Here is an 18,378-nt window from a genome sequence, read left to right as displayed (position 1 = left end):
GTTCGCATGACGGAGCAGACCAACGCCGCCCGGATCCGGGAGCTCAACGACACCATCCGCTACACGATGTGGTCGGTGTTCCGGGCCGCCGAGCCGTTGTCATCGTCGCGCGCCGACCTGGCCACCGAGGTCGACGGCCTGTTCGCCGACCTGGCGAGCAAGGACGTCACGGTCCGCGGCAGCTACGACGTCTCCGGGCTGCGCGCCGACGCGGACCTGATGATCTGGTGGCACGCGTCGTCGAGCGACGCGCTCCAGGAGGCGTACGCCCAGTTCCGTCGCACCGCCCTGGGCCGGCACCTGGCCCCGGTCTGGTCGCAAATGGCGCTGCACCGGCCGGCCGAGTTCAACAAGAGCCACCTCCCGGCGTTCCTGTCCGGCGAGGAGGCGCGCGCGTACGTCTGCGTCTATCCGTTCGTCCGCTCCTACGAGTGGTACCTGCTGCCCGACGAGGACCGCCGGGACATGCTGGCCGAGCACGGGCGGCAGGCGCGCGGCTTCCCGGACGTGCGGGCCAACACGGTGGCCTCGTTCGCCCTCGGCGACTACGAGTGGATGCTGGCCTTCGAGGCCGACGAGCTGCACCGGATCGTCGACCTGATGCGCGAGCTGCGCGCGTCCCGCGCCCGCCGCCACGTGCGTGAGGAGGTCCCGTTCTACACGGGCCGACGACGCACGGTCGCGGAGTTGGTCGAAGCCCTGCCCTAAGGCTGGTACGGCGGCGCGACTCCCCAGCCCCAGTGCGGCACCGGGGCGTGCTCGACCGGGGTCGCGCCCGGCTGCGAGTTCTCCATCGCGATCCGGGTGCCCCACTCCAGGTAGCCGACCAGCGCGGCGCGGAACTCCGGGTCGGCGGGCAGCTCGGCGTCGTCGGCGGCGAGGCTCATCAGCGACGCGAACCGGAAGCGGTGCTCGGGCGTGATGCCCAGGTTCTTGTGGTGGGCGAGCATGTTCTCGTAGCCGCCGAGCTGGTCGGTGTAGTCCGCCGGCCCGCCGAACACCTCGGACCACCAGGTCGTCACGTGCTCGCGGTGGGCCACCGTGACACCGCCGGGGAAGAACGGGCTCAGCAGCTCGTCCCGCTCCACCCGGTCGTAGAACGCGTTGATCATGCGAGCGATCGCCGGCCGGCCGCCTGCCCACTCGTACAGCGTCGGGGTCGTCATGATCCCTAAGCTAGCCCCGCGTCATGGGCACGTGCGGGATGCCGTCCTCGAGGAACGTGTCGCCGGCCGGCGCGTAGCCGTAGCGGGCGTAGAAGTCGGCCAGGTGCGCCTGCGCGTCGAGGACCGAGGGCCGCGCGCCGACGATCTCCAGGGCCGCGTCCATCAGCCGGCCGGCCATCCCGGCGCCGCGGGCCTCCTTGGCGACCACCACCCGGCCGATCCGCAGGCCGCCGTCGGGCTCGCCGAGCACCCGCAGGTAGGCGACCGGGACCTCGGACCGGGCGACCCAGACGTGCCGGGTCGCCGGTTCGAGATCACGGCCGTCGAGGTCCGGGTACGCGCACTCCTGCTCGACGACGAACACCGCGCAGCGCAGCTCGAGCAGGCGGTACAGGGTGGTCGTGTCGAGGTCGGCGAAGGACGCGACCCGGAGCTCGTCGGTCTGCGGCTGCATGGCCACCGAGCATAGTCAGCTCGGGTGGGCACCCACCGTGTCGGTGATCGCCGCGGCCTCGGCACCCGCGGTCGCCCGGGCGCAGTGGGCGCAGCAGAAGAACCGGCCGGCGACCTCGACGCCGTGGCCGACGACCTTCACGCCGCAGTGCTCGCAGATCGGAGCGAGCCGCTGGATCGCGCATTCGAAAGAGTCGAAGACGTGCCGGTCGCCACTGATGGTCTTCACTTCGAAGGCCAGCCAGTAGTCGTTGCCACAGGTCTCACACACCGCCATGGTGTCCGCCCCCAATCGGTTACCCCCGCAGCGTCGCCCGGATGCGTACCGATCGGCAACCGAAATGCCCGATAAGAGCGTAATTCGCGACCGATGAATGTCGTGTAACGCGCGGTGTGTCGGTCCGCCCATGTCCGGCTCCGGCAGGGAAGCTCCATGAGGTTGTGTCCTTACCGGGAGGAGCCGACATGATCAAGAAAAGTAAGCTATTCGGCAGCAAGACCCGCGTGACGTTCTGCCTGCCCAAGGACAACCCGGTCGGGCAGGTCAGCGTCGTGGGCTGCTTCAACGACTGGGAGCCCGGCCGGCACGAGCTGCAGCCGAGGCGGGACGGCACCCGCACGGTGACGCTCACCCTCGCCCCGGGCGAGTACGCCTTCCGCTACCTCGCCACCGGCGGCGTCTGGCTCGACGACGAGCAGGCCGACGGGGTCGACGGACGCGGTGGGTTGTTGGTTGTTTCCCAGCACAGCTAGGGCGGTCTAGCCTCACCGGGATGACCGCTGAGGACATCGTCGTACCCCCGGCTCTCGTAGCCGCCCAGGTCCGGTTCCGCGGTGACGCGGGCCGGGCCTGGGTGGACGGGGTCGCCGGCACGGCGGCCGAGTTCCTCGACCGCTGGCAGCTCAGGCGCGACGGCGCCCCGCGGCACGGGGTGGCCGGCCTCGTGCTCCCGGTCGTCACCGAGGACGGCACGCCGGCGATGCTCAAGCTCCAGGACACCGACTGGGACCATCCCGGCGAGGGTCTCGCGCTGCGGACCTGGAACGGCGACGGCGCGGCGCGCCTGCTCCGCGAGGATCCGGAGACCTGGACGCTGCTTCTCGAGCGCCTCGATCCTTCGGTCGATCTTCGGTCCGTGGAGGACGACACGGCGGCGGTACGGGTGATCGCTTCGTTGCTCAACCGGCTCAACGCTGTCCCGGCGCCGCCGTCGATCCCGCTGCTTTCCGACAAGGCCGCGCAGATGATCTCGGACGCGCCGGCGGCGGCGGCGCTGTTGACGGACCCTGCTGAGGGAAAGCTGATCCAGCGCTGGGCCGACCAGCTCGCCGAGGTGGTCGGCGAGGCCGGCGATCGACTGTTGCACTGGGATCTGCACTACGAGAACGTGCTGGCCGGCGGCCGCGAGCCGTGGCTCGCGATCGACCCGAAGCCGCTGGCCGGCGACCCGGGCTTCGAGCTCTGCCCGGCACTGTGGAACCGCTGGGACAGGACGGCGCCGGAACGGACGATCCGGCGCCGGTTCGACGTCATGGTCGAGGCGATGGGCCTGGACCGGCAGCGTGCGGTCGTCTGGACGCTCGGCCGTACGCTGCAGAACTCGATCTGGTCGGTCGAGGACGGCGACCGCGCCCTCGAACCCGAAATGGTGGTGGTGGCCGCCGCGCTTACGCGGGGATGAGCCGCATGCTCACCGAGTTGATGCAGTAGCGCGCGTCCTTGGGGGTGTAGCCCTCGCCGTCGAAGCGGTGGCCGAGGTGCGAGTCGCAGTGCGCGCAGCGGACCTCGACGCGAACCATGCCCAACGAGCGGTCCTCGATGTAGCGGATCGCGCCGGGGATCGCCTCGTCGAACGAGGGCCAGCCGCAGTGTGAGTCGAACTTGGTGCCGCTCTCGAACAGCGCCGCGTTGCAGGCCCGGCAGACGTACGTGCCTGGGGTCTTCGTGTCGACGTACTCGCCGGTGAACGGCCGCTCGGTGCCGGCCTGGCGCAGCACCCGGAACTCTTCGGGGTTGAGGCGGACCTGCCATTCGGCCTCGGTCTTCGGCAACTCGTCGGTGGGGATTTCGGCCACGGGGGAGGGCTTCTCGGGTGCCATGCATCAACCGTACGACCCCCTTCGCGCGGAAGCCGATTACCTGGGTGTGACCTCGTCGTTAGCAGTGCATGCGAACACCGGTCAGGGTGGTCAGCGCGGCTCAGGAGCCCCTTCCAGGGGATCCGCTCTGCTTCCGGCCGACCTGGCGGCAAGCGCTGGGCCGGGGCATGTGGGTGGGCCTGCTGGTGTCGGGCGCGTTGGCGCTGACGGGACTGGCGGCGGTGCTGGCGCCGGTGGTGGCCCACTGGCTGACCGGCGTCGAGCCACGCCGGGTCGTGCCGCACGAGCTCTGGTGGCTGCTGGTGCTACCGGTGCCGGTGGGCGCCGTGCTCGGCCTGCTGCTGCGCCGCCGGGTGGGCGCCGACCTGGACGCCGCGGGCGCGTGGGCGGTGCCGGGCGCGCTGGGTGACTCGGCGCCGTGGCACCGGGTGGTCGAGGTGCGGATGGAGCGCCGGGGCCGCCGAACGGTGGTCGCGCTGCCGCTGCTGGACGGGTCGATCGTGCGGCTCCGGGCGCCCTACGACGGGCACCTGCTGGGACGCGACCCGGATTTCGAGCGCAAGCAGTTCCGTATCCGTTTGCTGTGGGAGACCCACCGGTACGGCTGACCCTGGCTGGGTGATCACACCCGGTCGCTTGGGAGTTTCCGGACATAGCGCTCTACGCTCCGACAAATGCTCCTTTCGACACGATTTCCCCGGACGACAGGAACAGAACGATGACGAACAAACGACGGCGCCGACTGGTCAGCGCCGCAGCCCTGCCGGCGGCGGGCCTGGCGGTGGTGGCCGGCGCACTCGCGTTGAGCGGCCAGGCAGCCAGCGCGGCAGGTCTCGGGGACGCTTCGGTTCCCGACGGCGACGCGGCCACGACCGCCGCGGACCGGGCGGCGGAGATCACCGACAGCGCACTGTCCGACGCGGTCGCCGACGGAGCGCCGCTGGACCTGCCCGACGCGGCTCCGTCCGATGAGACTCCGTCCGATGAGGACTCGGCCGCCGACGAGAAGGGCCCGGCCGACCTGCCGGCGGCGGCGAAGTTCGGCAGCGGCGTCTCACACATCGCCAGCGGCCACAACGCCGGCATCCTGAACGGCACCCAGGTGGTCGTCCCGATCACGATCGACGTGGACGCGTGCGGCAACAGCATCGCCGCGATAGGCAGCGCCGCGTCGGCCTCGTGCGACGACGACGAGGAAGAGCCGCCACCACCGCCGGTCGACGAGGAACCACCGACGGCACAGAACCCGCCGCCACCTCCGGTGGAAGAGCCACCGGTGGCCGAGCCCGAACTGCCAAGGACCGGGCTGCCGGTGGGCTCCATCGCGGGCATCGGCGGCGTCCTCACGGCGGGCGGCGCAGCCATGCAACTGGCGGGCGTGCGCACGAACCGCTACGTCGGCCGCCACCGCCGAGGCCCCCGCCCCTCCTGACGGCTTCGCTTCACCCGAATACGCACCATCCCGTCGTGGGTGGTGCGTATTTTGGCGTGGGGGATGACAACCGCTGCCACTTCTCGATGGACGACCCTGTGCGGCTCGGGTCTTGTGGCCGGACGAATCGAGTAGCGGACGACAAGCCGATAGTCCTTCGGTTGCCTTGCGCCTGCGACAGAAGATCTGCGGCGTCGGACAGAAGGTCCGTCTGATCGCTGGGCGCAGATGCTTCGATGCGATTCATGTCGGCGAGCGTCGCCACGATCAGTCTGGGCCCATGTCGCCCGACGAATGCCTATCAAGGCAGGCCATGGCGTCATCCGACCTAACCTGGCGGTCGGGCGGACCTCCTACGGATGGGCAGAGTAAGGATCGGCAGAAACCGTCCCTGGACATCGACGTTCGCGCTTGGCACAGTGAAAAGACATCGTCGCTCTCCGCAGGGGGTCGCAATGAACAAGCGCCGACTCTCTCTCTTCACCGCGTTCTGCGTCATGTTGGCCTTCGGAGCGGCGATCGCCGCTTTGAGCACAAAGTTGGTACGCCACGTAAATGGCGGCTTCCACGAAGGCATAGTGCGCGGCGCGTGCGCCGTCGCCGCCGGAGTTCTCGGGGTGATCGTTTTCAGGCGGCTGAAGCGCAACCTTGCTGGGGCTTCGGATGCCGATAACACGGCAGCTATGCAGCCAAGCATCGACTATCTTCAGAGCCTTCAAGCGCGGGCGGCCGACCACTTGGAGGACGTCTACACGAAGGAAGCCGTCGTCACCTTCATCTCGCTGATCACCGCGCGAGCACGCCACCGCTCCAGGGTCATCGAATCGATCGATCTAGAGGAGCGCATCGCGACTCAGCACGTAAGTATCGAGTACAACCTCCCTCTTGTCGCTGACGACAAGGGCGAATCACGTTTCATACCACTCCTTCTTCCACCGAAAGGGCAACTGGTCGACAATCTCAAAATAACGGATGCGAGCGGCAAGCCGCTGACGGACCTGTCGTTTGAGGAGTCAACACAACTCGTTGCGGCAGGGCTCCGCATTTTGATGCTCGAAGCGGCTGCCTTGCAGGCCGGGTCCAAGACCGGTGTCGGACAGCTCACGGAGAAGGTGCGGGCTCTAGAGCTGATCTTGCTTGGGCAACTGGCGCGACGCGGCGCGGTCGGGCAGGGCGAGGCGAAGAGGCTTCTGGACAAGGCGTTCAAAGACTACGGCGACTCCATCACAGGCGAAGGCGTCGACGAACTCCGTCGCTACGTAGACGCGTTGACCAGCACGTACCCGATCGTTGCGGTCGTGCCGACCGGGAGCATCTCGAGCCGGCGGGTTCTGTTGAGGTATGAACGAACCCTCATCCCGGCGGCGTTGAACAGGGGCGGTCTCGGCTGGGTCAGGGTGATCTTAGGACTTCGTCCCAACAAGATTGTGGTTCCCTCTAGTTCGGCCCTGACCGCGGGCAGTTTCCATCTCTACGTGGCGGGCCCGCCGAGCATGTATGTGCTCGAGTAGCACTTCAGGTGTCACCATTGTTTGGAGAGGGTTGCCCGTCAGTGGGTCTACCGGGAGCCGACTGACGAAAACAAGTGCTCGCATAAGACTGACGAAAAGTCGGATGTAGAGCAATTCGCCGATGATCGGCAGTACCGCGTGGCTCCAAGACGAGGTCAAAACTTCATACACCTCTACACTCGGGGGTTAGGCGCCACCGCAAAGGATCAGATTCGCGACCTTGAATTCTTCGCTCACTACAAGGAAACGCCACCGGGTTCACGGGCGTCTGCGGTGGTGACAGCCATCGTGGCGACCTTCTTGATTGCGATCATGGGGCGTATCGCGTCGCACGGTAGTCCGCCTGCAGGCGCATTGCCCGGCTTGGTGTTGGCCCTCCCGGCTGCTGCTGCCACATGGTTCGGATTTTCTACCGATAGCAAGTCGCTGGTCGGCACATCATTGCTTTCTCGGATTTCGCAAATCGTTACCGCCGTCGTTTCTGCGATCGCCATTGGTGTCTACTTCACGTCACATCATGGACATATCTGGTTCGGGGTCAGCATCGTTGGCATTACAGAACCAGTCTGGGCCTTGCTGTTCTTGGTATCGGCGTTCAACCTTGCCTATGTGTCCTACCGTTTGACCCTAAAGATCCAGATCTACAACCAGCTCCTTCACAAGGAGCAGAAACATGATCTTGGCACCGTCGGGTAGCGTCAGGTTCAGATGGAGGACCGTCCTATGACACGTCGCGCGGGCTCTGCCCTTGATCTCGAGCTCCAGGATGCCTACTGGGAGCTGCCCGGCGGTGATTACGTGCCACAGGGGTCCGCGCCCAGTCGTTTGTTGGAGGACAGTGATCACCTCGACGCGTCCTGGACCGCCACGGTCGACAGCCTAAAAGGCGAAGCGCAGGTCAGCCCCGAAGCGCGACAGCGAATCAAAAAGGAAGTCGAAGACTTCGAGAAGCAAGAGCGGACCGACATACCCGCACCTACGCACGACGATCTGGCAGTCATTAGTGTCGCCCAACCCGCCGGATCGAAGATCGCACGCTCGCTACTCTCGCTTCTCGATGTGTCCAGGCTTATCTCGCATCGCCACTAGGCCCAACTGTCGCTCGGCCGTGCTGCCCGCCCGCCCCCCGCGTGGCGCGATCCTCGCGGAGTCCCTGTTTTGATTGCCTCGCGTGGCCTCCTGCTCTGCTGGGCCAGCGCCCTCTGGCCGATCTTCGTGCGCGGGCAATTGGCCTTATCGGCAGCGCATTGCCGCGCTCGTCGGCCAACAACTCCGCTCCACGAACCTGTTTTCAGATCGCTCGGACTTCGGCGAGCCGCCTGACCGCATACGAGTCGTCCCAGCAGACCGCGGCCTCCCAGGCCGCCGACGCCTGCGCCGCGGCGTCGTAGGCGTCGTCCGCCAGGTCTGCGGCGTTGTCAGGCAGCGCCAGGTCCAGGTCCGGGACGTCGACGTGTGACTCGTCCCAGTCGATCAGGGCGACCCGGTCCCCGGTCATCCTGATGTTTGCCGGGTTGGTGGGGTTGCCGTGGACCACGCAGGTCGGGCGTCCGGCGAGCCGCGACCACGCCGCTCGGCAGCGGGCGACGCTCTCCGGCGGCATCGCGCCGAGGTCGACCTTCGTGCCGGTCGAGGTGCGCAGGAGGTCGGTCGACGATCGCCAGCCCGGGCGCTGCGGCCAGCCCTTCGTCATCCGGTGCAGCGAGCGCAGCGTGTCCGCCACCCGGCGCCAGTCGGCGCGGGTCTCCGGTGGTCCGCCCTCCAGGTAGGTCATCACCACCAGGCCCTCGGCGAACAGCTGGCCGGACGCCGTCGGGATCGGGACCGGCACGGTCAGGCCCGCGCGGTCCAGGTGCTGGAGAAGCGCCGTCTCCCAGGCCAGGTCCGCGTCGCTCCGCGTGCCGAGACGACCGACCGTGCGGCGTCCTCCGATGCGCACGCTCCACACGTCGTTGGCGACTCCGCCGGTCAGCGGCTCGATCCGGGCCGCGTCCGCACCCCAGTGCCTGAGTGCCTCCCATCCCACCGGACACACCTTACGGGGGCGCGAGCGGCAGGTCAGGGGCATAAGGTCGAGACCATGCCGTCGAAGAAGGCTCCTGCTGTCGAGGTTGAAGTCGCTGGGCGCTCCGTGCGGCTCAGCAGTCCGGATCGGGTGATGTTTCCCCAGGCCGGCTATACCAAGCAGGACGTGTTCGACTACTACCTGGCCGTTGGCGACGGCATCCAGCGCGCGCTCGACCACCGGCCGACCACTCTTCAACGCTTCCCGGACGGGATCGACGGTGAGGCGTTCTACCAGAAGCGGCTGCCGGCCCGCGGCACCCCGGACTGGCTCAACGGTGCCGAGATCACCTTCCCCAGTGGGCGCAAGGCGACCGAGCTCTGTCCGGTCGACCTCGCCCACGTCGCGTGGGCCGCGCAGATGAACACCGTCGTCTTCCATGCCTGGCCCGTGCGGGCCAAGGATCCCGACCAGCCCGACGAGCTGCGGATCGACCTCGATCCCCAGCCGGGCACCGACTTCGGCAACGCGGCCGAGGCCGCCGGTGAGTTGCGCGCGATCCTCGACGAGATCGGCGCGCAAGGCTGGCCCAAGACCTCCGGTGGCCGGGGCGTGCACGTCTACCTGCGGATCCAACCCCGGTGGACTTTCGTCGAGGTACGCCGCGCGACGATCGCGCTGGCCCGCGCGCTCGAGCGGCGCCGGCCCGATCTGGTCACCACGAGCTGGTGGAAGGAGGAGCGCGGCGAGCGGGTGTTCGTCGACTTCAACCAGATGGCCCGCGACCGCACCATCGCCGCGGCCTACTCGCTGCGGGCCAACCAACGGGCTACCGCCTCGACGCCCGTGACCTGGGACGAGTTGCCCGACGTCGAACCCAACGACTTCGACCTGCGTACGCTGCCCGAGCGGTTCGCGAAGGTCGGTGACCCGCACGCCGGGATCGACGACACCCCGTTCGACATCACGCCGTTGCTGGAATGGTCAGCGGCCGACGAGCGCGACGGACACGGCGACATGCCCTACCCGCCCGACCACCCCAAGATGCCGGGCGAGCCGCCCCGCGTGCAGCCGAGCAAGAAGAACCCGGCGAACTGGTCAGACGACTAGAGGGACAGCTTCATGCCCTCGTGCGTCGCCGAGAAGCCCAGCGACTCGTAGAACCGCCGCGCCTCCGCCCGCCGCTTGTCGGTGGTTAGCTGCACCAGCGCACAGCCGGCGGCCCGGGCCTCACCAACGGCCCACGCGATCATCTGCCGACCGAGGCCGGCACCGCGGTGACCAGCCGCGACGCGTACCCCCTCGATCTCCATCCGCAACCCGCCCCGGCGGGTGAGCGACGGGATCAGGACGAGCTGCATCGTGCCGACCACAAGACCGTCGAGCACCGCCACCACCACCGTGTTGCGCGGGTCGCCGTCGAGCGCGTCGAACGCCTGCCAGTAGGCCGCGTCGACCTCTTCGGTGACCACTTCTCGCCCCGAGCCGATCGGGTCGTCTGCCAGAAGGCCGACAATCGCCGGTACATCGGCGCGCAAAGCGGACCGGAAGATCAGATCAGTCACGCGGAAGAGCCTCGCACATCGACAACCAGGTGCATGATGATGCGCCATGAGGGCCTTGCTGCTGCCGTTCAAGGCGGCCTACCGCGGGCTGGTCTACTTCGCCAACTCGCCCCGGACGCTGATGCTGTCGTACGCGTTGATGATCGTCGTCGCGGCGGCGCTCTACAGCATCTTCGAGAAGGTCAACGTCGGCGACTCGCTCTGGTGGGCGGTGGTCACCGCGTCGACGGTCGGCTACGGCGACATCTCGCCGGACACCTGGCAGGCGCGCGCCATCGCCGTCGTGCTGATCTCGACCATGGTGCTGCTGGTCATCCCGCTGATCACGGCGCACTTCGCCAGCCGGCTGATCGTCGACAACGACGCCTTCCGGCACGAGGAGCAGGAGGAGCTGAAGAGCAACCTCCGCGTCGTACGCCAACTGCTGGAGGAGCTGACCGCGCGGGAGGCTACTTCGGCGGGCAGCGCTTCCCCTCTGGCGGAACGGTCAGATTGAGCAGGTACGCGTCGACCGCCTCGGTGACGCAGCTCGTCTGGGGGTAGGCCGTGTGGCCCTCGCCCTCCCAGGTGAGCAGGCGACCGACGCCGAGCATGTTGGCCAGGGCGGGTGCCTGCGCGTACGGCGTGGCCGGGTCACCGGTGGTGCCGACCACCAGGATCGGCGCGGAGCCGGTGGCCGGACCGGTCGGGTACGGGTCGTGCCCGCCCGGCCACACCGAGCAGGTCAGCATGCCGACCGCGAGCGGCGCGCCGAACATCGGGATCTGCGAGCGCCATTGGCCCTGCAGGGTGCGGATCTGGTTGACGTCGGGCACGGACTTCGTGTCGGCGCAGTTGACGGCGATGTTGGCGTCGAACAGGTTGGAGTAGGTGCCGTCGGGGGCCCGCTCGGCGTACGCGTCGGCGAGCTGGAAGACCTGGGCCGGCTTGCCGTCTTCCAAGGCCTTGATCGCGCTGCCCAGGGCCTGCCAGCCCGACTGGGTGTAGAGCGACGAGATCACCGCGTAGAAGACCCAGCCGGAGGTCGCCTTGCGCCCGCCGGCGCCGGTCACGGGTGACACCTCGGCCTTGTCGATCTGGGTGTTCACCGCCGCCTTCGCGTCGGGCGCGATCGGGCACTGGTCGGGTGTCGAGTCACACCACTTGGCGAAGTTGTCGAAGGCCAGCGCGAACCCCTTGGCCTGGCTCTCCGAGCCGGCCACGAAACTCTGCCGCGGGTCGACCGCGCCGTCGAGCACCAGGGCCCGCACGTTCTTCGGGAACAGCTGGGCGTACGTGGCTCCGAGCAGCGTCCCGTACGAGTAGCCGAGGTAGGTCGTCTTCTCGTCGCCGACGGCCTTGCGGATCGCGTCCATGTCCTTGGCGGTCTGCACCGTGGAGAACAGCTTGAGCTTGTCGCCGTACTTGGCGTCGCACTCCTTGCCGATGGTCGTGTTGAGGTCGACCAGCCCGTCGAACTGGGCCTGGGTCTCCGGGTCGGGCACGTAGCCGAAGCTCTCGTCGAGCTGCGCGTCGCTGATGCACTCGACAGGGCTGGACCGGTCGACGCCGCGCGGGTCGAAGCCCACGATGTCGAAGCGCTGGGTCACCTCGTCGGGGATGCCCTGGAAGGCGGCGCCGAACGAAAGGTAGACGGCCAGGTCGACGCCGGACGCACCGGGACCGCCGGGGTTGACCAGCAGCGAGCCGATCCGGTCGTGCTGCTTCTTGTTGCGCACCCGGATCAGGGCGACGTCGAAGGTCTGCCCGTTGCCGGCGTCGGACCAGTCCTGCGGAACCTTGATGGTGGCGCAGTCGTACGTCATGTTCGACGCACCCCGGCCGACGAGCTGGTTCGGCACGTCGGGGCAGGGTTTCCAGGAGGCCTGGCCGGGCGCGGCCGGCGAGGGCGCGGCGTTGTTGTTGTTGCTCGCGTTCGGGGAGATGACCGGAACGGTGCAGCCGGTCAGCACGAGCAGACCGGCGAGCAGGCCGAGCAGGACTAGCCGGCGGAGCTGGCGACGAGGGACGTGCACGTTCAGACTCCCGTTCCGGCGGCCGGGTCGCCGCCGAGCACCTGGTCGACATCGAACCGGACCGGCCGGTCGAGCTGGTCGTAGCCGCAGGAGCGCGGGTCGCGGTCCGGACGCCAGCGGACGAACTGGGCCGTGTGCCGGAACCGGTCGCCCTCCATCGCGTCGTAGCCGACCTCGACCACCAGGTCGGGCCGCAGCGGCTCCCAGGCCAGGTTCTTGCCGCCGGTCCAGCGGCTCACCCCGCCGGGGCGGCGCTGGCCGGTCGCCGAGGTCGGGCCGACCTGCTGCTCGTCGCTGTCGGCGTCGATCCAGGGGTGCTCGGCCGGCTCGCGGTAGTCGGCGAGCTCATCGAGCAGCTCCGCCCGGCGGGCCATGCTGAACGACGACGAGACGCCGATGTGGTGCAGGGTGCCTTCGTCGTCGTAGAGGCCGAGCAGCAGCGAGCCGACCACGGGGCCGGACTTGTGCCAACGGAAACCGGCGACCACGGCATCGGCCGTACGCGCATGCTTGATCTTGAACATCAGCCGCTTGTTCGGTTCGTACGCGATGTCGGCGGGCTTGGCGATCAGCCCGTCGAGCCCGGCACCCTCGAAGATCTCGAACCAGCGCCGGGCGGTCTCGATGTCGTGCGTGGTCGGCGTGACGTGCACCGGCGACGTGACCTTGGCCAGGGCCTTTTCGAGCTTGGCCCGGCGGGTCGAGTACGGCTGGTCGACCAGCGACTCGTCACCGAGCGCCAGCAGGTCGAACGCCACGAAGTCGGCCGGCGTGCTCTCGGCCAGCAGCTTGACCCGGGACGCGGCCGGGTGGATCCGCTGGGTCAACCAGTCCCACTCGAGCTTGGGCTGCTGGCCTTCCTCGCGGTGGATGACCACGATCTCGCCGTCGACCGCGCACCGCTGCGGGAGCTGGGCCTTGGCCTGCTCGACCACCTCGGGGAAGTAGCGGGTGAGCGTCTTGCCGCCCCGGCTGGCCAGCTCGACCTCGTCACCGTCACGGAAGACGATGCACCGGAAACCGTCCCATTTCGGCTCGTAGCTCATGCCGTCGGCCTCGGGGATCTGCGGCACGCTCTTGGCAAGCATCGGCTCGACCGGCGGGTTGATCGGCAGGTCCATCCCACAGAGTCTTCCAGACGTCAGCTGACGACGACGGCCGCGACCCAGATGATCGCGATGGCCAGCGCCGCGCCGAGCTCCACCAGCATCGCCAGACCGGCGGCCTTGATGGCGTGCTTGGTCGACGGCCAGGCCAGTTTCGTGTCGCCGAGGCGGGCCAGCTCGGCCAGCCAGATGCCGGCCACGAACCCGATGATCAGGCCGACCACCGGGATCACGAAGAAGCCGACGATGGCCAGCACCCCGCCGAGCAGCAGCGTCTTGTTGGGTATGCCGCTGCGTTTGAGGTTGCGCCCCGGCCAGGCGTACTTGACGACGATGCCGAGGATCGCGATCAGGGTCACCAGCGCGAGTACGCCCCAGCGGCCGTTGCCCTCGCCCACGAAGATCGCCCAGGCGGTGGCGGCGGCCCAGGTCAGCAGCAGCCCGGGCAGGAACGGGATCACCACGCCGAAGACACCGATCACCATGGCGACCCCGCACAGGATCGTGATGTTGGTGTCCGTCTGCGTCAGATCCATTGGCGCACTCTACTGGCTGGCGGCTCGCCGGCGGTCTCGCCTAGAGCACGAACGCGTCCGTCCAGAGCTGACCCGAACGGCCCGACAACGCATCGAGCAACGCCACCGCCTGCTGGTCGGTCAGCGCCGCGACGAAGTCGACGATCGCCCGCCCCCGGGCCCGGGCGGCCCGGTCGGGGGTGCCCGCGGGAAGCTCGGCCTCGGCGAGCTCGACCAGGTCGTGCAGGCGCTGCGGCAACCGGGCCTCCTCGGCCGGGTCGACGATCCAGGCCAGCAGCGCCTCGACCAGGGTGGCCAGCAGCCGGGCCTGGCCGCGCTGGTGCAGGGCCAGGTCGGGGCGGTCCAGCACGAACCGGTGGTGGATCAGCTTGAGCACCTGGACCTCGTGCCACTGCGGCCGGTCCAGCAGCACGTAGCCGGAGCGGACCGCCGGGCTGTCGGTCAGCCGCACGGCGTCGACCAGCCGGCGGGTCCAGCGGGCGGAGAACCGGGCGACGTACTGCTCGGCCGCGACAGAACCGTCGAACTGGTCGGCCAGCAGCCCGTCGACGAGGTCGTGCCGGACCTGCTCGACGGCGGCGGCGAACGCGTCGTCGTCGCTGACCCACCGGTCCCGGCGGTGCAGCCGGCGGCGCAGCTTCTCGATCGCGACACCGGCCTGGCGGCTGCCCGCGTCGAGCGCCGCGTCGGTGAGCCCACCGAGCCGCTTGGTCTCGCGCTGCCACCCGATCAGCTCGGCCGCCACCGTCCCCTGCTGGAGCACGCCGACCCGATGGAAGTCCTCGACGTCATGGATGGCGTACGCGATGTCGTCGGCGGTGTCCATGATGGACGCCTCGACGGTCTGCTGCCAGTCGGGGATCTTCCCGGCGAACGGCGCGCGGGCTTCGCGCAGGTCGTCGACCTCGGTCGTGTAGGCGCCGAACTTGGCCGACCCGCTGGCCGGATCCCAGTCGGGCGCCGAAGCACCGCGCGGCGGCGGGCTCATCCGGCGCGGATGCGGCTCGGGGTAGCCCAGCCGGGTCCACGGGTACTTGACGATCGCGGCGCGCACGGCGGCCGTCAGGTTGAGCCCGATGGTGGCGGCGCCGCGAATCTCGGTGCTGGTCACGATGCGGTACGACTGCGCGTTGCCCTCGAAGCCGTCGGGCAGCCCGAGCCGCTCGCGGGCCAGCCGGTCGAGCACGGCCTCGCCGAGGTGCCCGAACGGCGGGTGGCCGAGGTCGTGGGCCAGCGCGGCCGCCTCGACCACGTCGGGGTCGCAGCCGCCCAGCTTGTCGAGCAGGGCGAGGTTGCCGGGGTCGGCGGTGAGCCGCTCGGCGATCGCCCGCGCGACCTGGGCCACCTTGAGGCTGTGGGTCAGCCGGTTGTGCACCAGCAGCCCGCTGCCGCCGGGGCTGATCACCTGGGTGACGCCACCGAGACGGGCGAAGAAGGGCGAGGTGACGATCCGGTCGCGGTCGGCCCGAAACGGACTGGCGGCCAGGTCACCCGGCCCGGTGCGCCCGGTATCGAACAGCCGCCGCGCGCGGGGATCGACCGGCTCTGTCATGATCCGACGCTAGCGCACGGCGGGTTTCGCCAGGTAAACGAGGCCCGGTCCCCGCTGCAGCTCGTGGCGGTCGAAGATCGTGTAGCCGTTGCGCTCGTACAGGCGGATGTTGTCGTAGCTCTTGGCGCCGGTGAAGAGCTCGAAGCGTCGTGCGGTCGGATGCGCTTCCTCCACAGCGGCGAGCATCCGCCAGCCGAGCCCCTGGCCGCGCAGGTCGGGTGCGACACCGAGACGGGCGATGTGGCAGGTCTGGTGGTCGTCGATCCGGCCACGACCCATTGCGACCAGCCGTCTTTGCGGGGTGCGGGCGACCAACACGGTGTTTGGGCCGGCGATCACGGCCGCGATCTCGTCCAGCGTCTCCGTGAGCATCGGCAGGTGCGGGTTGTCGTAGCGCTGGGCCTCGGACAGGAATGCGGCGCGCTGGAGGGTGAGCACCTCACCGGCGTCCGCGGGCTTGGCTCGCTCGATCTCGACTGCCATGCCGAGGAGTGCACCGGTCGGCGCTGGGCGGCGCATCGACGCCCGGCGGTCCGTCCCATCGGTTGAGGTTGGTGCTCTCGAAAGACTTGTCTCGAAACAGTTCTTTCGAGAGCATGGCCGCATGGACACCCCCTCTGATCCGGTGGTCGCGGCGATGTCCCGGCTGGTGCCCGCCGGCGTCGCCCGCGGGCGGGCGGGTCATCTCTCCTGGATCGAGGCGGGATCGGCCACCCCGCCAGTCGTCCTCGTCGCCGGCGCCGGCGAGGTCGGGCTCGACTGGGCAGTGATGTTCCCGGACCTCGCCGCACGCTGACGCGTCATCGCGTACGACCGCGCCGGGCTGGGCAGCAGCGACCGGGTCGGCCGGCTGACCCTCGACTCCCAGTTGCGGGATCTCGCCGCGCTGTTGGAGGTGGTCGGCCCGGCCGTGCTGGTCGGTCACAGTTGGGGCGGCCTGCTCGCGGAACTCACCACGCTGGCCCGTCCCGACCGTGTTGTCGGCCTGGTTCTCGTCGATCCGTACCACGAGGAGATGGCCGCCGCCGTGCCCCGCGCCCTGCGCGCCGCGTCGAGCGCGATGCTCGCTGGCATGGTGTTGTCGAAGGTCGTGGGGCTGTTTCCCCGCATCGCCGCGGGAATGGGCCGGTCGCTCGCCGAACGCTGCACGCCGGATCCTGGCGTCCAGACCTTGCTGGTCGACGCCTACCTCGCGTCGTATGCCACCCTTGCGCAGGTCGCCGCCATAGGCGCGGAGAACCGGCTCGGTGACAGCAGCGTCCGCGAGGTCCGCGCGGCGCGCGTGGCAGGCACCGCCCCGGACATACCGATGCGCATCCTGACCGCGTCCACCGGCAAACCGCCCAAGCTGCAGGAGTTGGCCCGCGAGCTCGCTGAACGGTCCGCTGCGACCTTCCCCCGGGGCAAGCACGTCGTCGTTTCTGAAAGCGGCCACTACATCCACAAGGACCAGCCGGCAGCGGTGCTCGCCGCGATCGAAGCCGTGATCGAACAGTGACCCTCGACGCCCACCGGCTGTCTTTCGGCGCCGCCGCAGACTATGACCAGGCTCGTCCGACGTACCCGATGGCCGCGGTGCACTGGACCTTGGGCGCCGACCGGCTGCGGGTCGTGGACCTGGGCGCGGGCACGGGGTCGCTGAGCCGGGTGATCGCGGCCGCCGGGCACGAGGTGATTCCCATCGAACCCGACCAGGACATGCGGACGCGCTTCGACGCGGCGGGCGTCCGCGCCCTCGCCGGGTCGGCCGAAGCCATCCCGCTGCCGGACGCGAGCGTGGATGCGGTGCTCGCGGGAACGGCGTACCACTGGTTCGATCCGGAGCCGGCCCACCAGGAAATGGCCAGGGTGCTGCGCCGGGGCGGCGTGCTCGCGGCGATCTGGAACGACCGCGACAAGACGACGCCATGGGTCGCGGAGCTGTCAAGGCTTATCAGGACCCACCGACAGGTCTCGGGCCGGCGCGCCGCGCTGGAGGAGTCACGCAGCTTCGGCCCGCTGTTCGGTGAGGTGACCAGACAACAGTTCCCGCACGTCGTGGCACAGAGCCCGCAGGGGCTCGCCGCCCTGGTCGCCTCCCGATCCACCTACCTGACCGCGACGCCAGCCGAGCAACGCCTGACCCTCGACCGGATCGCCGAACTCTGCGCCACCCACCCGGACCTCACGGGCCGAGACACCTTCGACCTGCCCTACGTGACCACCGTCTACCGCGCGCTCAGGGTCTAGCTCTCGACCTGACGAGCCCGTTGCGAATGGCAGGCTGACCCAATGCGGTTCCTACCCCCCGAATCCCCAGGGATGGCCCTTAGCTGGATGACGCCGGTCGAGCAATATCTCGGCCGAGTGCGGCGGAACGGGAAGTGGCGGATCCGGTGGGTAAGAGTCGACCCGTACACAGCGTCCGGGATTCTCGTCTCGGTCCACGAGGTCGATCTCGCATGCGAGATCAAACCCGCGGAATCCGCTGAGCATCCCGAGTTGGACCCCGCGTGGCCGTTGCCGGATCCGATGACGATTCGAAGCGAGCGTGATGCGCCTGTCGGTCAGGTCGCCGGCAGCGCCGAGAACGCCGCGTTGCTTCGAGCCGAGCAGGCAACCGGCGCGCGACGTGATCGATGGGTCAACACCAGCGTCAGCGGGTGGAGCGAGCTGAACCGCCTTCGTGGCGACGCAGGCCCGGACGAAGCTGCCCCGTTTCCTCCGGCGGATGCGGATGAATCCGTCGAGGAGTTGGACGTGCCCGAACAGGACGATCCGGAACCTGTCGTCGAAGAAGAGCCCGTCGAGCAGGAGCCGGCCGACGAGGCGTACTACAAGAACTGCACCGAGGCCCGTGCCGCCGGCGCCGCACCACTTCGTAAGGGTGAGCCTGGCTACCGGTCGGCGCTGGACCGGGACGATGATGGCGAGGCCTGCGAAACCGATTGACGCGCT

The 18,378-nt window shown here is 69.0% G+C and carries 25 protein-coding genes; 14 read left to right on the top strand and 11 right to left on the bottom strand.

Annotation, left to right across the window (positions count from 1 at the left end; translation table 11 throughout):
* The first annotated feature begins 6 nt into the window (after positions 1–6).
* Positions 7–708 carry a hydrogen peroxide-dependent heme synthase gene (gene hemQ, locus CHC05_RS13435; RefSeq protein ID WP_089248411.1) on the top strand — a complete coding sequence of 234 codons (702 nt, stop codon included), beginning with the start codon at positions 7–9 and terminating at the stop codon, positions 706–708.
* On the opposite strand, the gene CHC05_RS13430 is transcribed toward hemQ, so the two are convergent.
* Genes CHC05_RS13430 through CHC05_RS13420 form a run of 3 tightly spaced genes read right to left on the bottom strand, consistent with a single transcriptional unit; the run spans position 705 to position 1,896 of the window.
* Complete coding sequence (locus tag CHC05_RS13430) at positions 705–1,166, bottom strand: group II truncated hemoglobin (RefSeq protein WP_089248409.1); 462 nt, start codon at positions 1,164–1,166, stop codon at positions 705–707. The genes hemQ and CHC05_RS13430 overlap by 4 nt on opposite strands.
* A gap of 10 nt (positions 1,167–1,176) precedes the next feature.
* Entirely contained in the window at positions 1,177–1,620 is a 444-nt protein-coding gene (locus CHC05_RS13425; protein ID WP_089248407.1) for a GNAT family N-acetyltransferase, read from the bottom strand.
* Positions 1,621–1,635: 15 nt separating this feature from the next.
* Positions 1,636–1,896: a Prokaryotic metallothionein gene (locus CHC05_RS13420; RefSeq protein ID WP_089248662.1), complete on the bottom strand. Its 261-nt coding sequence runs from the start codon at positions 1,894–1,896 to the stop codon at positions 1,636–1,638.
* 188 nt (positions 1,897–2,084) lie between these two features.
* Here CHC05_RS13420 and CHC05_RS13415 point away from each other — a divergent pair, with 188 nt between their 5' ends.
* Complete coding sequence (locus tag CHC05_RS13415; protein ID WP_089248405.1) at positions 2,085–2,372, top strand: isoamylase early set domain-containing protein; 288 nt, start codon at positions 2,085–2,087, stop codon at positions 2,370–2,372.
* A gap of 20 nt (positions 2,373–2,392) precedes the next feature.
* A complete protein-coding gene (locus tag CHC05_RS13410; RefSeq protein ID WP_089248403.1) occupies positions 2,393–3,301 on the top strand; it encodes an aminoglycoside phosphotransferase family protein in 909 nt (302 codons plus the stop codon).
* Here the strand turns inward: CHC05_RS13410 and msrB are convergent.
* A complete protein-coding gene (msrB, locus tag CHC05_RS13405; RefSeq protein WP_089248401.1) occupies positions 3,288–3,719 on the bottom strand; it encodes a peptide-methionine (R)-S-oxide reductase MsrB in 432 nt (143 codons plus the stop codon). The genes CHC05_RS13410 and msrB overlap by 14 nt on opposite strands.
* Before the next feature lie 68 nt (positions 3,720–3,787).
* On the opposite strand from msrB, the gene CHC05_RS13400 reads away from it, so the two are divergent.
* The 5 genes from CHC05_RS13400 (at position 3,788) to CHC05_RS40690 (ending at position 7,751) form a co-directional block, all read left to right on the top strand.
* Positions 3,788–4,327 carry a hypothetical protein gene (locus CHC05_RS13400; protein ID WP_144022576.1) on the top strand — a complete coding sequence of 180 codons (540 nt, stop codon included), beginning with the start codon at positions 3,788–3,790 and terminating at the stop codon, positions 4,325–4,327.
* Positions 4,328–4,437: 110 nt separating this feature from the next.
* Entirely contained in the window at positions 4,438–5,151 is a 714-nt protein-coding gene (locus CHC05_RS13395) for a chaplin family protein (protein WP_089248397.1), read from the top strand.
* 455 nt (positions 5,152–5,606) lie between these two features.
* Complete coding sequence (locus CHC05_RS13390; RefSeq protein WP_089248395.1) at positions 5,607–6,662, top strand: hypothetical protein; 1,056 nt, start codon at positions 5,607–5,609, stop codon at positions 6,660–6,662.
* Between the two features lie 21 nt (positions 6,663–6,683).
* Complete coding sequence (locus tag CHC05_RS40695) at positions 6,684–7,358, top strand: hypothetical protein (protein ID WP_144022575.1); 675 nt, start codon at positions 6,684–6,686, stop codon at positions 7,356–7,358.
* Between the two features lie 27 nt (positions 7,359–7,385).
* On the top strand, positions 7,386–7,751 hold the full coding sequence (locus CHC05_RS40690) for a hypothetical protein (protein WP_144022574.1): 366 nt from the start codon (positions 7,386–7,388) through the stop codon (positions 7,749–7,751).
* Between the two features lie 202 nt (positions 7,752–7,953).
* Here the strand turns inward: CHC05_RS40690 and CHC05_RS13380 are convergent, their stop codons facing one another.
* Complete coding sequence (locus CHC05_RS13380; RefSeq protein WP_089248391.1) at positions 7,954–8,688, bottom strand: phosphotransferase enzyme family protein; 735 nt, start codon at positions 8,686–8,688, stop codon at positions 7,954–7,956.
* A 54-nt stretch (positions 8,689–8,742) separates the two neighbouring features.
* Here CHC05_RS13380 and ligD point away from each other — a divergent pair, with 54 nt between their 5' ends.
* Positions 8,743–9,777, top strand: coding sequence for a non-homologous end-joining DNA ligase (ligD, locus tag CHC05_RS13375; RefSeq protein ID WP_089248389.1), 1,035 nt, complete (start codon positions 8,743–8,745; stop codon positions 9,775–9,777).
* On the opposite strand, the gene CHC05_RS13370 is transcribed toward ligD, so the two are convergent.
* Complete coding sequence (locus tag CHC05_RS13370; protein WP_179266159.1) at positions 9,774–10,232, bottom strand: GNAT family N-acetyltransferase; 459 nt, start codon at positions 10,230–10,232, stop codon at positions 9,774–9,776. The genes ligD and CHC05_RS13370 overlap by 4 nt on opposite strands.
* Positions 10,233–10,278: 46 nt before the next feature.
* On the opposite strand from CHC05_RS13370, the gene CHC05_RS13365 reads away from it, so the two are divergent.
* Positions 10,279–10,728 carry a potassium channel family protein gene (locus tag CHC05_RS13365; RefSeq protein WP_089248385.1) on the top strand — a complete coding sequence of 150 codons (450 nt, stop codon included), beginning with the start codon at positions 10,279–10,281 and terminating at the stop codon, positions 10,726–10,728.
* Here CHC05_RS13365 and CHC05_RS13360 read toward each other — a convergent pair.
* The 5 genes from CHC05_RS13360 to CHC05_RS13340 are packed head-to-tail and all read right to left on the bottom strand — an operon-like array spanning position 10,682 to position 15,924.
* Positions 10,682–12,253, bottom strand: a complete 1,572-nt coding sequence (locus CHC05_RS13360) for an alpha/beta hydrolase (protein WP_425426743.1) — start codon at positions 12,251–12,253, stop codon at positions 10,682–10,684. The two genes, CHC05_RS13365 and CHC05_RS13360, sit on opposite strands and share 47 nt — an antisense overlap.
* Positions 12,250–13,368 carry an ATP-dependent DNA ligase gene (locus CHC05_RS13355; RefSeq protein ID WP_089248381.1) on the bottom strand — a complete coding sequence of 373 codons (1,119 nt, stop codon included), beginning with the start codon at positions 13,366–13,368 and terminating at the stop codon, positions 12,250–12,252. The genes CHC05_RS13360 and CHC05_RS13355 overlap by 4 nt, the downstream gene beginning before the upstream one ends.
* A gap of 20 nt (positions 13,369–13,388) precedes the next feature.
* A complete protein-coding gene (locus tag CHC05_RS13350) occupies positions 13,389–13,889 on the bottom strand; it encodes a DUF456 domain-containing protein (protein WP_089248379.1) in 501 nt (166 codons plus the stop codon).
* A 40-nt stretch (positions 13,890–13,929) separates the two neighbouring features.
* The gene (locus CHC05_RS13345; protein ID WP_089248377.1) at positions 13,930–15,441 is read right to left on the bottom strand and encodes a deoxyguanosinetriphosphate triphosphohydrolase family protein; all 1,512 of its coding nucleotides are present in this window, start codon (positions 15,439–15,441) and stop codon (positions 13,930–13,932) included.
* 9 nt (positions 15,442–15,450) lie between these two features.
* Positions 15,451–15,924 (bottom strand): GNAT family N-acetyltransferase, encoded by a 474-nt coding sequence (locus CHC05_RS13340; protein ID WP_089248375.1) that lies wholly within the window; start codon positions 15,922–15,924, stop codon positions 15,451–15,453.
* 121 nt (positions 15,925–16,045) lie between these two features.
* Between CHC05_RS13340 and CHC05_RS13335 the strand changes: the two genes are divergently transcribed.
* The 4 genes from CHC05_RS13335 to CHC05_RS42460 all read left to right on the top strand — a co-directional run bounded on the left by CHC05_RS13335 (position 16,046) and on the right by CHC05_RS42460 (position 18,372).
* Positions 16,046–16,237 (top strand): hypothetical protein, encoded by a 192-nt coding sequence (locus tag CHC05_RS13335; RefSeq protein ID WP_089248373.1) that lies wholly within the window; start codon positions 16,046–16,048, stop codon positions 16,235–16,237.
* Positions 16,238–16,243: 6 nt separating this feature from the next.
* The gene (locus tag CHC05_RS13330) at positions 16,244–16,939 is read left to right on the top strand and encodes an alpha/beta fold hydrolase (protein WP_089248371.1); all 696 of its coding nucleotides are present in this window, start codon (positions 16,244–16,246) and stop codon (positions 16,937–16,939) included.
* A complete protein-coding gene (locus CHC05_RS13325; RefSeq protein ID WP_245870820.1) occupies positions 16,936–17,670 on the top strand; it encodes a class I SAM-dependent methyltransferase in 735 nt (244 codons plus the stop codon). The genes CHC05_RS13330 and CHC05_RS13325 overlap by 4 nt, the downstream gene beginning before the upstream one ends.
* An 87-nt stretch (positions 17,671–17,757) precedes the next feature.
* Positions 17,758–18,372 carry an excalibur calcium-binding domain-containing protein gene (locus tag CHC05_RS42460; protein WP_245870819.1) on the top strand — a complete coding sequence of 205 codons (615 nt, stop codon included), beginning with the start codon at positions 17,758–17,760 and terminating at the stop codon, positions 18,370–18,372.
* The last annotated feature ends 6 nt before the right edge of the window (positions 18,373–18,378 follow it).

It is taken from the genome of Asanoa hainanensis (genome assembly GCF_900188485.1).
GTDB classification, from domain to species: domain Bacteria; phylum Actinomycetota; class Actinomycetes; order Mycobacteriales; family Micromonosporaceae; genus Asanoa; species Asanoa hainanensis.
Note: the sequence above shows the minus strand (reverse complement) of the source record. Positions and strands in the feature narration are given on the sequence as shown.